This window comes from Leifsonia sp. EB34 (genome assembly GCF_041260585.1).
GTDB lineage: Bacteria > Actinomycetota > Actinomycetes > Actinomycetales > Microbacteriaceae > Leifsonia.
Genome location: NZ_JBGCCV010000002.1, coordinates 1,429,763 through 1,444,589 on the forward strand (window position 1 = coordinate 1,429,763; position 14,827 = coordinate 1,444,589).

The following is a 14,827-nucleotide window of genomic DNA, read 5'->3' on the forward strand; positions in this document are numbered from 1 at the left end:
CAGTGTACGTCCGGCGAATTCCCGGCGACCATCGCGCGACGGCGCCCTGCGCGTCACCCGCAGGTCACCGCGGCGGCCGACAATCGGGGCGTGAGCAGGACCACCTATACGCGCTACGTGGCCCTCGGCGACTCGATCACCGAGGGGCTCTGCGACCCTGCGCCCGCACGGCCCGGGGCCTGGCTCGGCTGGGCGGACCGCCTCGCCGGCATCCTCGACGGCGACGCGCGGCTCTCCGGCGGGACCGTGGAGTTCGCCAACCTCGCGGTCCGCGGCAGACGGATCGCCGACGTGGTCGGCGAGCAGGTGCCCGGCGCGCTCGCGCTGCGGCCCGACCTGGTGTCCGTGCTGGTCGGCGCCAACGACCTGATGAGCCCCACCGCCGACCCGGACGCGCTCGCGGAGCGGCTCTCCGACGGGGTGCGGATGCTGCGTGCGCACGGCACCACCGTGCTGCTGGCGAACATCTTCGACCCGCAGTTCGCGTTCTTCCTGAAACCGTTCCGCGGGCGCGCCGCGGTCTTCAACGCCAACATCTGGAGCATCGCGCGCGACCACCACGCCGTCGTGCTCGACGTGTGGGGGGTACGCGAGTTCCGCGACCCGGCGATGTGGGGCGCCGACCGCGTCCACCTCAGCTCGCGCGGGCACCGGCTGCTCGCGGCGCACGCGGCGCACGCGCTCGGCGTGCCCTACGCCGAGACGACCGCCGCCGAGAGCGCCGACGCCCGCACCGGCACCGTGGAGGGGCCGCCCGCCCTCCCGGAGGACCTGCCTCTCCGCACCTGGCTGCGCGTGCACGCGATCCCGTGGGCGGCGCGGCGCCTGCGCGGCATTTCCTCTGGCGACGGGCTCAGCGCCAAGCTGCCCGAGGCGCGGCCGGTGAGCAGCCAGTCGCTGATCGGCGGCCAGCCGCGGATGGTCGGAGGCCCGCACTAGACTTGCGGGCATGGCTGCCTCAAGTGATCGACTGGTCTGGATCGACTGCGAAATGACCGGACTCGACCTCGAGGTCGACGAGCTCGTCGAGATCGCCGTCGTCATCACCGACTTCGAACTGAACGTGCTCGACCCGGGCCTCAGCATCGTGATCAAGCCGGACGCGTCAGCGCTCGCCAACATGAACGACTTCGTGCGCGAGATGCACACCACCTCCGGCCTCATCGAGGAGATCCCGGACGGCAAGAGCCTCGCCGAGGCGGAGTACGAGGTGCTGGAGTACGTCCTCAAGTACGCGCCCACTGCGCGCACCGCGCCGCTCGCGGGCAACACCATCGGCACCGACCGGATGTTCCTCGCCAAGTACATGCCGCGCCTCGACACCCACCTGCACTACCGCAACGTCGACGTCAGCTCCATCAAGGAGCTCGCCCGGCGCTGGTACCCCCGCATCTACTTCAACGCCCCCGAGAAGAACGGCGGCCATCGCGCGCTCGCCGACATCCTCGAATCCATCCGCGAGCTCGACTACTACCGCGCTGCGGCCTTCGTCGACGAGCCGGGACCCACCACCGAGCAGACCCAGGAGGCCGCCGCGGGCGTGGTGGAAAAATGGGCCGCCCGGATGTATTAGAATCGATGAGTTGCCTCGCGCGGAACGGCCATCGAGCCGGCTCCGAACGTGGAACATGGTGGGTATAGCTCAGTCGGTAGAGCGCCTGGTTGTGGTCCAGGAGGTCGCGGGTTCAAGCCCCGTTACTCACCCCAATAGAAAGGCACGCTGTCTCGACGGCGTGCCTTTCTTCATTCCGCGCTCCGATGCAGCACGAAGAGGCCGCCGTGCGCGGGCAGGTGACTGCGCTCGTGGTCGGTCTCGACGTACGAGTCGATGACGGCCACGATGCGGCGGTCCAGCTCGGCCACATCCTCCGCGGACAGGTGCAGCGAGAACCGCGCGAACGTCGCGATCGAGGACGGCCCGGCCTCCGCGAGCTCCTGCTGGAACGCCTCCACCGGCGCCGCCACCCGGCCGTCGTCCTGCTCGTCCAGCGCCATCGACAGCCACCAGCTCCGGCCCGTGGAACGGTACGGCTTCTCCAGCGCGCCGCTCTCCCCCGACCGCACCGGCGCCGGCTCCAGGAAGCCCGCGCCCACGAGCTGGCGGACGTGGTAGTAGACCGTCCCGGCGTCCTCCCCCAGCCGGTCGGCGAGCTGCTTGTTGGTCAGCTCGCGATCGCCGCACAGGCGCAGGATGCGCACCCGCAGCGGATGCGACAACGCCTTGATCTCCGCGACGGAGGCCGGACGACGCTTGGCGTCCGGGTCGGCGGACGGACCGGGAACGCTGCGCGCGGCCTCCTCTGGTGTCTGAGCCGAGGGAGTCTGGGCGGAGGGTTTCTGGGCCGAGGGTTTGCGGGCGGGCACACCCCGAGGATACCCGGCCGATTGGGTTTCTTGATATCGATTGAGTTTTCTCAATCGACGTGTCAAGCTGTGGCACGTGACAGCGGAACGCTTGGGATCGGTCTCCCTCGGCTCGCGCTATTGGACGCTCTGGACATCGTCGGCCCTCTCCAATCTCGCCGACGGCGTGATGAAGGTCGCGTTGCCCCTGGTCGCCATCCGCTACACCGACTCCCCCGCCCTCATCGCCGGCCTCACCTTCGCCTTCACCTTGCCGTGGCTGGTGTTCGCCCTCCTCGCGGGCGCCCTGGCCGACCGGTACGACCGGCGCCGGCTGATGCTCGCCGCCAACGTCGCGCGGGCGGCGTTCCTCGGCTGCCTCACGATCGCCGCGGTCGCGGGCGTCGGAGCGATCTGGCTCCTCTACGCCGCGGCGATCTGCATCGGCGTCGCCGAGACCGTCTACGACACCTCGTCGCAGTCGATCCTGCCGCAGCTCGTGAGCAAGGCCGCGCTCTCGCGGGCGAACGGCCGCCTCTACGCGGCCGAGCTCACCACGAACCAGTTCATCGGGCCGCCGCTCGGCGGCTTCCTCGTCGCTGCAGGGATCGGGCTCGCCTTCGGGACGCCCGTGCTGCTCTGGGTGGCCGCGATCGGGATGCTGCTGCTCGTGCGCGGACGCTTCACGACCGACCATCCCCGCGCCACCAGCATCCGCGCCGACATCGCGGAGGGGCTGCGGTTCCTGCGCGGGAGCACCCTGCTGCGCACGCTCGCGATCATGGTGGGCGGCTTCAACTTCGCCAGCAGCGCCGTGTTCACCGTCTTCGTGCTGTACGCGGTCGGCCCTTCCTCGGCGATGAAGCTCAGCGATCCCGGGTACGGCCTCCTGCTCACCGCCTCGGCACTCGGCAGCGTCGCGGGGACCTTCCTCGCCGAGCCGGCCGAGCGGCTGTTCGGCCGTGCCAGAGCGCTCACGTTCACGGTCGTCGGCTCACTGCTCACGGTCGCCACGCCGGCGTTCACCACGAACCCGTACATCATCGGCGCCGGATTCCTCGTCGGCGGCGTCACGGTGTCGATCTGGAACGTCGTCACGGTGTCGCTCCGGCAGCGCGTGACCCCGCAGCGGCTGCTCGGCAGGCTGAACTCCGCGTACCGGCTGCTCGCGTGGGGAACGATGCCGCTCGGCGCCGCCGCGGCGGGCGTGATCGCCCAGTTCTTCGGCATCCCCGCGGTGTTCCTGAGCATGGGCGTCGTCGCCCTCGCGATGCTGATCGGGATGATCTGGGTCACCGACGCGCGCATGGCGGCGGCGGAGACCGAGGCCGAGGAGGCCGACCAGCGCGACCACGCCGCCTACGGCGGCTGACCCGGCGCCTGGCGCACACCGCTCATTCAGGTTCGGGCCTCCGCACCCTCGCCTGAGGGCAGCCACGACCGGGCGTGCACACGACTTTGCCAGGGTTTGTGCCTGACTCGTCCAGAGTCGGCGTCTAGCGTGGTCTTCCGACGGCAGTGAACGCCGTCCGTGCTGCGCCGTGCGTCCCACCCCCGAACCCCCGGACGCCACCCCCGAAAACCTGGTGCGGCACACCCGCGCCGAACGCCGCGCCTCGGGACCCCCGGTCCAGTGGCGCTTCCGTGCGTTCCGGCGCGGTTGCCAGCCCGTCCGAGCGCTCTCCCCCGTGAGCGCTTCCGCTGCGCGCGCCTCCCGACCGAGGCGCGCGCGGCAGGCGGGGAAGCCCGATCCAGGAAACCAATGCTCAGCACTCTCAACCACGTCGTCCGCTCCTCCAACCTCTCCCTGGGCCGCGTCCTCACCGGCGCCGCCGCGATCATCATGTCGGCCAGCATCGTCGCCCCGATGATCGCTCAGCAGCAGGAGAGCGAACGCGCCACCCGCACCCTCTCCGACTCCACCGGAATCCACCACGACCAGCTCGGCGTCTACAACTCGCTCTGGCGCGACCGGCTGGAGGGCATCGCCAAGCAGAGCCTGACCACGGCGCAGGCCACCGTCCAGGCCAACGCCGCCAAGGCGGACACCAGCGCCGCGAAGACCGCGATCGCGGGCCTCGACGGCTACAAGAAGCTCGACGACTCGAAGCTCCGCGCGCAGATCGACACCACCGACGCCGCCACCACGGCGCTCGCCGCCGCTGGTGTCGCCGCCGACCAGCGGGCCGCGGCCGCCGCAGCCGCAGCGGCCGCCGCAGCGGCCGCAGCCCAGGCGAACGCCAACACGCCGGGCGGCGCACGCACCGCCGCGCAGTCCATCATGGCCAGCACCTACGGCTGGGGCGCCGACCAGTACCAGTGCCTCGACAGCCTCTGGTCGAAGGAGTCCGGCTGGAACTACCAGGCCTCCAACGGCAGCAGCGGCGCGACCGGCATCCCGCAGGCGCTCCCCGGCAGCAAGATGGCGACCTTCGGCAGCGACTGGGCGACCAACGCGACCACCCAGATCAAGTGGGGCCTCTCCTACATCAAGGGCTCCTACGGCACCCCGTGCAACGCGTGGAGCCACTCCCAGGCCATGAACTGGTACTGACCCGGTTCGCCACCTCCAGCACAGAGGGGACGGCGGCCGCGCCGGTAGACTCACCCAGGTGAGCACCGGCCCGGCCCCCGTCCCCTTCGTCGTTCCCGCGATCCGCGGCGCGCGGTTCGGGGTGGCCACCGAGGTCCGCTGACGATGCCCCTGGACCTGGACGCCGACGCGTTCGAGAGCCTTGTCACCGACGAGCTCGATCAGCTCCCCGACGAGATGGTCGACGGGCTCGACAACGTGGTGTTCGTCGTCGAGGACCGCCCGGAGGACGGCTCCCTCGACCTGCTCGGCCTCTACGACGGCGTCGCCCTGACCGAGCGCGACGCCTACGGCTTCGGCGAGATGCCGGACCGCATCATCCTCTACCGCGAGCCGCTGCTGGCCATCTGCGCGAACGAGGACGAGCTGCGCGAGGAGGTGCACGTGACACTCGTGCACGAGATCGCCCACTACTACGGCATCGACGACGAACGGCTGCACGAGCTCGGCTGGGCTTGATCCATTGGGCTTGATCGATCGGGCTTGATCGATTGGGCGTGATCGGCTGGGCCTGATCCACGGATACCGGAACACGTGAATGCAAGTGTTCTGTCCGGCTCTCGTTCTCGTCCGACACATGAACGCGCGGGTGAATCCTGACGGCGACCGGCCGGTGCGCGCCGCGCGGCTCCGGTCGCCACCCGCGGAATCTCCCTGTTTCGCGCGCTATCGCCGCCCGTCGCCGCGGACTGCCGCCCTCCCCTCGTTGCTATAAACCCCTGACGCGACTCGCCTCCTGCGATGCGCGCTGACGCAACGAAACGAAAGGGTGGCAATGCCCACATCCGCGAACGCCGCGAAACGCGCGGTTCGCCCCGGACTGATCCTCGCGACGGTCGTCGGAGTCCTGGTGTCGCTGGCCGCGACCACCGGTCCGGCAGGCCCGGCGACGGCCGCAGGGACGCTCGACTGCTCCGGCACCACCTTCTACGGCGTCGTGCCTGCGGTGGCAGGCATCGCGGGCTCCGCGGACCTGCTGAGCATCGACGGCTCGTCGGTCGGCAGCGCGCAGTTGAACGCGAGTGTCGAGTCCACCACCACCGTCTCGGGAATCTCCCCGAACGGACTCGGCATCGCGATCGGCGGGACCGCCGCCTTCCAGGCCTCCAACTACGGGACCGTCGTGCAGGGCTACGACGCCGCGACCGGCGTCTGGACGTCCTACCCGGCCAAGCCGGGGCCGGGCTCGACCGTGACGGCCGGAGCAGTCGACCCCACGACGGGGATCTACTACTTCGGCGACGTCGGCGCCGGTCAGCTCTGGGGCTTCAATACGACGACCGACCAGCTGATCAGCCCGAACCCGCTCATCACCTTCGCGCCCAACCCGGGCCAGCTCAACGGCGACATCGCGTTCGACGGCGGAGGCAATCTCTACATCGTCACCTCCTCGACCATAGGCGGGACCCTGGAGGCCATCAGCGCCCCGCTCCCGCAGACCGCCGCGCAGGCGGCGTCGCTCTCCCCGTCGCTCCTGAGCATTTTCACGGTCCCCGGCGGGGCCGCCATCAACGGGATCGCCTTCGACGGCAACGGCACGCTCTACCTGAGCCAAGGCGGCACGAACGGCGTCTTCTCCATCGACCCGGGCACCGGCACCCTGGACGGGAACCTGACGCCGCTTCCCTCGTCGCAGACCGGACCGGGAGGGATCGGGCTCGTCGACCTGGCGAGCTGCGCTTTCCCGCCCGCCGTCAGCGCCCAGAAGAACGTCGTCGGGCGGGTGAACCCGACCGACCAGTTCGCGCTTCACGTCACTGGCCCCACGGTGAGCCTCCCCGCCGCCGCGGTGACCTCGGGGACCGGGACCGGGCTCCAGCAGTCCCCCGACGGCCGCGTCCTCCAGGCTGGCCCCGCCCTCGCCCGGTACGGCGACACGTACACGGCCAGCGAGTCCGCGTGGGGAACGACGAACATGGCGCAGTACATCTCGACATACTCCTGTGTGGACACGGTCAACCCGACGAACCCGCAGTTCCCGATCACCGGCACCGGCACCACGGTGTCCTTCCCGTTGGCGACGTACGCGGGTGAATCGCCGTCGGTGATCTGCACCTTCACGAACGCACCACGGGCCGCAGCCCTGACGCTGACCAAGACGGCGAGCCCCGGGACGATCGCGAACGCGGGCGACACGGTCCAATACACCTACACCGTGACCAACACCGGCAACACGACCATCACCGGGATCGGCGTCACCGAGACGGTATTCACCGGCACAGGGACCGCTCCGGTGCCGGACTGCCCGACCACGACCCTGGCGCCGGCCGCCAGCGTGCAGTGCACCGCCAGCTACGACGCCACCGCCGCGGACATCGACGCGGGCACCATCTCGGACACGGCCGTGGCCACCGGCCAGGACGCCGTGACCGGACCCGTGACGAGCCCGCCGGCGACGGCGGACGTGACCGCGACTCAGTCGCCGAGCCTGACCCTCGACAAGAAGGCCGACCCGACGACCATCACCGGTGCCGGGCAGCCCATCGCCTACACCTTCGAGGTGACGAACAGCGGCAACGTGACCCTGACCGCGGTCGGGATCACCGAGCAGAGCTTCTCCGGCAGTGCAGGCCCGCTGACGGTGACCTGCCCGGCGGACACCCTGGCGCCCGGAGCCTCGCTGACCTGCACCGCGGACTACCAGTCGACCGACGCCGACTATGCCGCGGGCAGCATCACCAACACGGCGACGGCCGACGCGACGGACCCAACCGGGGCAGCCGTCCACTCGGCGGAGTCCACCGCTGTAGTCGACGCTGTTCGGGTGCCGGTCCAGAACCCGCCGGCGGCGAACCCGCCCGCGGCCGACCCGCCGGCGGCGAACCCGCCCGCCGCACACCCGCCCCTGGCGGACACCGGGAGCGACGTGCTGACCTGGCTCGCGCCGCTGGCCGGCCTCCTCGCGGTCGCCGGAACCGGGCTCGCCCTCCTCGCCGCACGACGCCGGACGGCCCGTAAGCAGAGCTGATCCGCGGTACGGCGAACGCACGATGCCCCGGGAGTCACCGACTCCCGGGGCATCCGTGTCGAGTCAGAACATTGTCGAGTCAGTAGAGCGACTCTTCGTCCTTCTCGGGCTCGACCGGGTCGCTGTCCGGAGCGTCGAAGTGGTACGAGACGTGGAGCTCGCCGTTGACGGTGCGCTCCTCGCCCGCGACGTACCAGAACAGCGACTCGAGACCTTCGACCGCGGCCACCGCGCCGATCCGCTCGTCCACCTTGCCGTCGACCAGGTAACGCCGCTCGGCGGTACCGACCAGGGGGCCGTCGGCGTATTCGACGATGTACTCGGGATCCGGCTGGGAAGTCTCACTCATGGCACCACCGTAGTCCCGGAGGTCGGCCGGGGTGCAGAGCCGATCGGCCAGTCGGTGACGTCCAGCACCACGTCGGCGCGCTCACGCGGGCGCTCGCGGGCCAGGTACTCCTCGAACTCGGACTGCCACTGGTCCCAGTGCGACGCGAACGTCTCGCCGTCGCGGTCGAGCGCCCGCGTCTTGCGGAGGGCGTCGTCGGCGTCCAGCCAGAGGGCGAGGTGCGCCCAGCGGACGTTGGCGGCGGCGAGCGTGCCGCAGCCCTCCACGATGACCGGGGCCGTGCCCGCGATGTCGTGCCATTCGGCGGGCCGGGCGCCCGCCCAGTCCCAGCGCCGCCAGCGACCGTGCCCGGTGAGGGCGAGCGGTTCGAGGAGGTCGCCGGCCAGCGCGCCGCTCGCGGCCAGGAGGCCGTCCCAGCCCGGGTAGAGGTCGTCCATCCGGACCAGCCGCGGCGTGGCGGCGCCGGGCCAGTGCCGCACGAGCAGGTCGGCCAGGGAGCTCTTCCCCGCCCCGCTCGGGCCGTCGATCAGCACGACGGGGGCCGCCTCTCCCCCGGTCGCCTCCATCGCGTCGACGACCGCACCCAGCAGCTCGCACAGCTCGGGCGTCTCGGACGGCACGTCAGGATCCCAGGACATTCCAGCTCCCCACCGCGATCGCCACCGCCGCCGCCGATCCCGCCACCAGGAGGGCGACCGCCAGCGCCACCCAGTCGCGCGCGCGGAACGCCGACGGGCGCGCCCAGGTGCGGGCGACCGGCGCCCCGAAACCGCGGGCCTCCATCGCCGTCGCCAGCTTGGAGCCGCGACGGATGGAGAGCACGAACAGCGAGAACGACTGGCCGAGGAAGCGTTGCAGCGTCCCGGACTCCGCGACGCCGCGCGCCCGGCGCGCGAGCGTGAGAGCGCGCCAGTCGTCGACGAACAGCCCCACCAGCCGGAGGCCGGCGAGGCCGCCGAGCACGAAGCGCGCGGGCAGCCGGAGGAGCTGCGCCAGGCCGTCGGCGAGGTCGGTCGGGTCGATGGTCACGAACAGCAGCACGGCGGGCAGTCCGATGGCGAGCACCCGGAGGAAGGTCGCGAGCCCGAGCTGCAGCGACCCGTCGCTGACCTCGATCGCCCACCAGTGCAGGTACACCGTCCCGGAGGTGCGCCCGTAGAGCACGGTCGTGAGCCCCGCCAGCGGCGCGGCGATCAGGATCGGCGACGTGCGGACGGCCAGCACCCCGGCGGGGATGCCGGCGAAGCAGAGCAGGACGAGCTCCAGCCCGAGGGCGACGCCGGCCGACACCGGGTCGATGGAGACCAGAAGGACGGCGGTGACAATCAGCGCGGCGCCCAGCTTCGACACCGGGTTGAGCGTGGCCAGCGGGCCGCTGCGGACGGGTTCGGCGATGGTCACGCGACCGCCTCCCGCCGGGTGTCGAGCCGCAGCTCGCCGGCGCCGATGGCCGCGGCGAACTCGGCGTCGTGGGTGGCGGCGACCACGGCATGGCCCTCGTCGCGGAGGCCGGCGATCAGCTCGACGAGCCGGCGCCAGGTGTTCGCGTCCTGGCCGTAGGTCGGCTCGTCCAGCACCAGGAGGCGCGGCCGCGTCGCCAGCGCGGTCGCGACCGAGAGGCGGCGCTTCTGGCCGCCGGAGAGCGTGAACGGGTTGGCGTCCGCCAGCGCGGCCAGCCCGAGCGCCTCCAGGAGCTGCTCGATGCGCGCCGCGACCTCCTCCGGCGGGAGCCCGAGCGCGCGCGGGCCCGCGGCGAGCTCGTCGCGCACCGTGGAGGCGATGAACTGGTGCTCCGGGTTCTGGAAGACGGTGCCGATGCGGGTCAGCAGCTCGCGCGAGCGCCAGGCTACGGGATCAGAGCCGCCGACGGGATCAGAGCCGCCGACGGGATCGGAGCCGGCGCCGCCCGCGAGCGCGGGCGCGGCGGTGAGCGTTCCGCCCAGGGCCGGCATCAGGCCGCCCAGCGTCAGTGCGAGGGTGGACTTGCCGACCCCGCTCGGCCCGGTGAGCGCCAGCGCGGAGCCTTCGGCGATCGCGACGTCCGCCCGGAACGGGAGCGCGTGCGCCAGCAGGTCGTCCCCGCGCTGGGTCCGCCTCCGCAGGCGACGGCCGGCGAACAGCGGCGTGCGTCCCACGGCGAGCGACCGGGCCTCCAGGAGGGGGGCCCCCGGCACGACCGGGCGCGCGGCGGGCACGGGCTCGTCGGGCAGCCAGACACCGGCCTCCCGCAGCCGGCCCGCGGTGTCGGCGAGTACCGTCTCCGGCGCTCCGTCGGCGAGCACACCGCCCGCGGCGTCGAGCACGACGACCCGGTCCACAAGATCCCGCCAGACGGCGACCCGGTGCTCCACGACGATCAGGGTCGCTCCGGTCCGCGCGAGAACGGCGGATACGGCGTCCCTGACCTCCCGCGCGCCGTCGGGGTCGAGGTTCGCGGTCGGCTCGTCCAGCAGCAGCAGCCCGGGGCGCATCGCGAGCAGCCCCGCCAGCGCGAGCCGCTGCTTCTGGCCGCCGGAGAGCTGCGCGGTCGAGCGGTCGAGCGGGAGGTCGAGGCCGACCGCATCCAGCGACCAGCGCACGCGCGCCCACAGCTCGTCGCGCGGCACACCGAGGTTCTCGCACGCGAAGGCCACGTCGTCGCCCACGCGCGCGAGGATCACCTGCGCGTCCGGGTCCTGCAGCAGCAGCCCGGAGGAGCCGCGCGCCTCGGCGGGGTGGCGGCCGTCGACGCGGAGGTCGCCCTCCGCCTCGCCGTCGTCGTCGCCGCCCAGCACGCCGGCGAGCCCGGCGAGGAGCGTGGACTTGCCCGCGCCCGACGCGCCGAGCAGCAGCACCCGCTCGCCCGGCTCGATCGTCAGGCTCAGCCCGCGGACGGCCCAGGCCTTGCGTCCGGCGTGCCGCCAGCCCCAGTCGCCGACGTGGACGGCGACCGGGGCCGGCGGCGGGCCGGCCGGACTCAGCTCCGGCATCACAGCCTCCGGGCCGTCGCCTAGACCCGCCCCGTGACCTCGCGGCCCGCCGCGAACCGGCTCAGCGCCCCGGTGCGGGCGATCGCCTTCACCAGCAGCCACGAGCCGAGGCCCGCCACGACGATGCCGGAGACGGTCGTCGTGATCGTGTAGACGATCGCGAACTCCGGCTTGGAGCCGGGGTACGAGTAGATCAGGTCGAGGATCGACTCGGCGATGCCGGTGCCCGCTCCCGCGATCAGCGCGGTGACCAGGTTCCAGCGCGCGTAGAGGAACAGCGCGAAGACGATCTCCGCGCCGAGGCCCTGCACCACGCCGGACAGCAACGTGGCGAAGCCCCACTGCGTGCCGATCAGCATCGAGACGACCGCCGCGACGATCTCACCGTAGAGGGCCGCGCCGGGCTTGCGGACGATGAGCGCCACGAGCACCCCGGCGAACAGCCACGGGCCGTTCAGGATGCCCTGGAAGCCCGGGAGCACGGCGGTGACCGGTCCCGAGATCGGGTTGTAGGCCTGACCCCAGACCCAGAAGACGACGCCGGCTGCGACGGCGACGACGCTGGCGACGACGATGTCGACGACCCGCCAGCGGAGGACGCGCTTGGACGGCGCGGAGACGGACGAAATGGTTGCGTGCACTGTTCGTGCCCCTTCTGTTCAGAAATGAGGGCACGGGATGTGAGATGCCTCCCTGCGCTGGCATGACCCAGATCAGGTTCGACGGTCGAAACTTGGAGAAGCTTCCTCTCAGCCCGGCTCACCGGACTCCCGTGTTCAGGAGCCAGTGTAGACCGCTGAGAGCGTCGTCGGTTGCCGCGTCACCGCTTGAGGGCGCGGATGACCCGCGACCAGGCGTGACCGGCCACCCACACGAACGGGATGGCGACCGCCAGCAGCGTGATCAGGTTCGGCCGGAAGCGCACGCCGGTCTCGTCGCTGATGTACGCACCGAACGGGACCGCGACACCGCCGCCGCCCGCTCCACCCGGCGCGGAGTCCTCGCCGGGGCCTTCGCCGGCGCCGAAGCCGAACTGCACGGCGGCGACGGGGACGATCGTGGTGCCGTCGACGACGATTGGTTCGCCGTAGACCGACTTGATTCCGGAGGAGGTCATCGTCTCGGCGAGCTTGAGGGAGAGGTTCGTCATGCGTTCACCGTACCCGGCGGTCTCCGGCGTGACCAGGGCGGTTCTGCCCGTGGCGGCTCAGTCGCTCGGCGGCTCGGTCGCTCAGCGGCTCAGTCGCTCAGCCAGCGCGGGTTGCGGCCGTCGCGCTCGGCCTGCTCGGCGTCGCGCGCCCGCCGGACCAGGGAGGCCGGCCCGATCGTGCCGCGCCCGAACCGCGCGCTGACCGCGTCGAGCGTGCGCTCGGCCTCGCGCCACTCCTCGTCCGGGTCCCAGAGCGCGAGCGCGTCGCCGCCCGCGTCGGCGAGCTGCTCGGCCCGCGCCCCGATCAGGCGGATCGGGGTGTCTTTCAGGTGGAGGTCGAGCGCCTCGAAGACGTCCCAGGCCTCCTCGAACAGCCGCCGGCCGACGTTGGTCGGCTCGGCGAGGGTGCGGGAGCGGGTGATGGTGCGGAAGTCGGAGAAGCGCACCTTGATGGCGATCGTGCGGCCCACCATCCCGTGCTTGCGCAGGCGCTCGCCCACCCGGCCGGAGAGCCGCAGCAGCTCGCGGCGCAGGGTGTCGGCGTCCTCCACGTCGACGGAGAAGGTGTTCTCGTGGCCGATGCTCTTCTCGCGGGAGGCCGTGACGATCCGCCGCGGGTCGTGTCCGTTGGCGAGCTCGTGCAGCCGGTGGGCTGTCGCGTCGCCGACGGCGCGCTGCAGGACGGTCAGCGGGGCGTCCGCGAGGTCGGCGACGGTGCGCATCCCCATCCTCTCCAGGGACGACTGTGTGCTGGCGCCGACGCCCCACAGCGCGCCGACCGGCAGCGGCCGGAGGTAGGCGACCGCGTCGGCCGGAGGGATCACGAGCAAGCCGTCCGGCTTGGCGTGGCCGGAGGCGAGTTTGGCCATGAACTTCGTGCCCGCGACGCCGACCGAGCAGGCGAGACCGGTCTCCTCGCGCACCCGCGAGCGGATGAGCTCGGCGATGCGTCGTGGCGACCCCAGCAGCCGCCGGGCGCCCGCGACGTCGAGGAACGCCTCGTCGATGCTGAGCGGCTCCACCAGCGGCGTCACCTCGTGGAAAATCTCCATCACCTTGGCGGAGTACTCGGTGTACTTCTCGTAGTGCGGCGGCAGGATGATCGCGGTCGGGCACAGCCGCAGCGCCTGGGAGACCGGCATGGCACTGCGGACGCCGAACCGGCGCGCCTCGTATGTGGCGCTGGTGACGACGCCGCGGCCGCCGGCGTGGCCGACGATCGCGGGCTTGCCGCGCGCGTCGGGTCGGTCGAGCAGTTCGACGGAGGCGAAGAATGCGTCCATGTCGACGTGCAGGATGGTGGCGTCGGTGTCGTCGACGTCGGCGGTCGTCACCCGCCGGTCGCTGCCGTCCGTCTTGCCCACTCGAGCCACCTCCTGCCGTGACCATCCTCCCATCCGGCCACGACATCCGGGCCGCGGCCGCCACGAGGCGGGACTAGCGTGGAGGCATGGAATTCAGATACCTCGGCGACAGCGGTCTCAAGATCTCGGAGATCATCTACGGCAACTGGCTCACCCACGCCTCCCAGGTGGAGAACGAGACGGCGACGCAGTGCGTCCACGCCGCCCTCGACGCCGGCATCAGCACCTTCGACACGGCGGACGCGTACGCGAACACCGCCGCCGAGCAGGTGCTCGGCGACGCCCTGAAGGGCCAGCGCCGGCAGTCGCTGGAGATCTTCACCAAGGTCTACTGGCCGACCGGCCCGAAGGGCCACAACGACACCGGGCTCTCGCGCAAGCACATCCTGGAATCCATCGAGGGCTCGCTGACCCGGCTCGGCACCGACTACGTCGACCTCTACCAGGCGCACCGCTACGACTACGAGACGCCGCTGGAGGAGACCATGCAGGCCTTCGCCGACATCGTGCGGCAGGGCAAGGCCCTCTACATCGGCGTCAGCGAATGGACGGCCGACCAGCTCCGCGCCGGCCACGCGCTCGCGAAGGACCTCGGCTTCCAGCTCATCTCGAACCAGCCGCAGTACTCGATGCTCTGGCGCGTCATCGAGAAGGACGTCGTCCCGGCCTCCGCCGAGCTCGGCATCTCGCAGATCGTCTGGTCGCCGGTCGCGCAGGGCGTCCTCACCGGCAAGTACCTGCCCGGCGCACCGCTCCCCGAGGGCAGCCGCGCCGCCGACGACAAGGGCGGCGGGAACGCCATCAAGAGCTTCCTGCGCGACGACGTGCTCACCGCCGTGCAGCGCCTGAAGCCGATCGCCGACGAGCTCGGCGCGACGATGGCGCAGCTCGCCATCGCGTGGGTGCTGCAGAACCCGAACGTGTCCGGCGCGATCGTCGGCGCGTCCCGGCCGGAGCAGGTCGCCTCCAACGTGAAGGCCGCGGGCGTCCGGCTGAGCGGCGACGTGCTCGCCCGCATCGACGAGGCGGTCGGGGATGTCGCGGTGACCGACCCGGCGGAGACCGCCTCCCCGGCGCAGCGGGTGGCCTAG

General features: G+C 71.8%; 15 protein-coding genes, 1 tRNA gene and 1 riboswitch. Of the genes, 8 read left to right on the top strand and 8 right to left on the bottom strand.

Going from position 1 to position 14,827, the window contains the following annotated elements:
* Positions 1-90: 90 nt before the first annotated feature.
* From ABIA36_RS16320 to ABIA36_RS16330, 3 genes are all read left to right on the top strand, one after another.
* Entirely contained in the window at positions 91-939 is an 849-nt protein-coding gene (locus ABIA36_RS16320; RefSeq protein WP_369963583.1) for an SGNH/GDSL hydrolase family protein, read from the top strand.
* A gap of 10 nt (positions 940-949) precedes the next feature.
* Positions 950-1,573 carry an oligoribonuclease gene (gene orn / locus ABIA36_RS16325; RefSeq protein ID WP_369963584.1) on the top strand — a complete coding sequence of 208 codons (624 nt, stop codon included), beginning with the start codon at positions 950-952 and terminating at the stop codon, positions 1,571-1,573.
* Between the two features lie 58 nt (positions 1,574-1,631).
* Positions 1,632-1,707: transfer RNA gene (locus ABIA36_RS16330), tRNA-His, on the top strand.
* A gap of 36 nt (positions 1,708-1,743) precedes the next feature.
* Here ABIA36_RS16330 and ABIA36_RS16335 read toward each other — a convergent pair.
* Complete coding sequence (locus tag ABIA36_RS16335; RefSeq protein WP_369963585.1) at positions 1,744-2,364, bottom strand: ArsR/SmtB family transcription factor; 621 nt, start codon at positions 2,362-2,364, stop codon at positions 1,744-1,746.
* Positions 2,365-2,440: 76 nt separating this feature from the next.
* On the opposite strand from ABIA36_RS16335, the gene ABIA36_RS16340 reads away from it, so the two are divergent.
* From ABIA36_RS16340 to ABIA36_RS16355, 4 genes are all read left to right on the top strand, one after another.
* Positions 2,441-3,715 carry an MFS transporter gene (locus ABIA36_RS16340; RefSeq protein WP_369963586.1) on the top strand — a complete coding sequence of 425 codons (1,275 nt, stop codon included), beginning with the start codon at positions 2,441-2,443 and terminating at the stop codon, positions 3,713-3,715.
* Between the two features lie 390 nt (positions 3,716-4,105).
* Positions 4,106-4,897 (top strand): hypothetical protein, encoded by a 792-nt coding sequence (locus tag ABIA36_RS16345; RefSeq protein ID WP_369963587.1) that lies wholly within the window; start codon positions 4,106-4,108, stop codon positions 4,895-4,897.
* Positions 4,898-5,041: 144 nt separating this feature from the next.
* On the top strand, positions 5,042-5,395 hold the full coding sequence (locus ABIA36_RS16350) for a metallopeptidase family protein (protein WP_369963588.1): 354 nt from the start codon (positions 5,042-5,044) through the stop codon (positions 5,393-5,395).
* 316 nt (positions 5,396-5,711) lie between these two features.
* Complete coding sequence (locus ABIA36_RS16355; protein ID WP_369963589.1) at positions 5,712-7,904, top strand: hypothetical protein; 2,193 nt, start codon at positions 5,712-5,714, stop codon at positions 7,902-7,904.
* A 79-nt stretch (positions 7,905-7,983) separates the two neighbouring features.
* Here the strand turns inward: ABIA36_RS16355 and ABIA36_RS16360 are convergent, their stop codons facing one another.
* The 7 genes from ABIA36_RS16360 to dinB all read right to left on the bottom strand — a co-directional run bounded on the left by ABIA36_RS16360 (position 7,984) and on the right by dinB (position 13,736).
* Positions 7,984-8,253: a hypothetical protein gene (locus ABIA36_RS16360; protein ID WP_369963590.1), complete on the bottom strand. Its 270-nt coding sequence runs from the start codon at positions 8,251-8,253 to the stop codon at positions 7,984-7,986.
* Positions 8,250-8,873: an ATP-binding protein gene (locus ABIA36_RS16365; protein WP_369963591.1), complete on the bottom strand. Its 624-nt coding sequence runs from the start codon at positions 8,871-8,873 to the stop codon at positions 8,250-8,252. Before ABIA36_RS16365 ends, ABIA36_RS16360 begins: the two co-directional genes overlap by 4 nt.
* A gap of 1 nt (position 8,874) precedes the next feature.
* Complete coding sequence (locus ABIA36_RS16370) at positions 8,875-9,654, bottom strand: energy-coupling factor transporter transmembrane protein EcfT (RefSeq protein ID WP_369963592.1); 780 nt, start codon at positions 9,652-9,654, stop codon at positions 8,875-8,877.
* Positions 9,651-11,222, bottom strand: a complete 1,572-nt coding sequence (locus ABIA36_RS16375) for an ABC transporter ATP-binding protein (protein WP_369963593.1) — start codon at positions 11,220-11,222, stop codon at positions 9,651-9,653. Before ABIA36_RS16375 ends, ABIA36_RS16370 begins: the two co-directional genes overlap by 4 nt.
* 20 nt (positions 11,223-11,242) lie before the next feature.
* Complete coding sequence (locus ABIA36_RS16380) at positions 11,243-11,863, bottom strand: ECF transporter S component (protein WP_369963594.1); 621 nt, start codon at positions 11,861-11,863, stop codon at positions 11,243-11,245.
* Positions 11,864-11,895: 32 nt separating this feature from the next.
* A riboswitch (TPP riboswitch) is annotated at positions 11,896-11,997 on the bottom strand.
* A 45-nt stretch (positions 11,998-12,042) separates the two neighbouring features.
* On the bottom strand, positions 12,043-12,372 hold the full coding sequence (locus tag ABIA36_RS16385; protein WP_369963595.1) for a GerW family sporulation protein: 330 nt from the start codon (positions 12,370-12,372) through the stop codon (positions 12,043-12,045).
* Between the two features lie 89 nt (positions 12,373-12,461).
* Entirely contained in the window at positions 12,462-13,736 is a 1,275-nt protein-coding gene (dinB, locus tag ABIA36_RS16390; protein WP_369963596.1) for a DNA polymerase IV, read from the bottom strand.
* Positions 13,737-13,822: 86 nt separating this feature from the next.
* Between dinB and ABIA36_RS16395 the strand changes: the two genes are divergently transcribed.
* A complete protein-coding gene (locus ABIA36_RS16395) occupies positions 13,823-14,827 on the top strand; it encodes an aldo/keto reductase family protein (RefSeq protein WP_369963597.1) in 1,005 nt (334 codons plus the stop codon).

Coding starts and splice junctions, on each gene's coding strand:
- ABIA36_RS16375 (WP_369963593.1), bottom strand. CDS start 11,222: ATGCCGGAGCTGAGTCCGGCCGGCCCGCCGCCGGCCCCGGTCGCCGTC.
- orn (WP_369963584.1), top strand. CDS start 950: ATGGCTGCCTCAAGTGATCGACTGGTCTGGATCGACTGCGAAATGACC.
- ABIA36_RS16385 (WP_369963595.1), bottom strand. CDS start 12,372: ATGACGAACCTCTCCCTCAAGCTCGCCGAGACGATGACCTCCTCCGGA.
- ABIA36_RS16350 (WP_369963588.1), top strand. CDS start 5,042: ATGCCCCTGGACCTGGACGCCGACGCGTTCGAGAGCCTTGTCACCGAC.
- ABIA36_RS16395 (WP_369963597.1), top strand. CDS start 13,823: ATGGAATTCAGATACCTCGGCGACAGCGGTCTCAAGATCTCGGAGATC.
- ABIA36_RS16360 (WP_369963590.1), bottom strand. CDS start 8,253: ATGAGTGAGACTTCCCAGCCGGATCCCGAGTACATCGTCGAATACGCC.
- ABIA36_RS16345 (WP_369963587.1), top strand. CDS start 4,106: ATGCTCAGCACTCTCAACCACGTCGTCCGCTCCTCCAACCTCTCCCTG.
- ABIA36_RS16355 (WP_369963589.1), top strand. CDS start 5,712: ATGCCCACATCCGCGAACGCCGCGAAACGCGCGGTTCGCCCCGGACTG.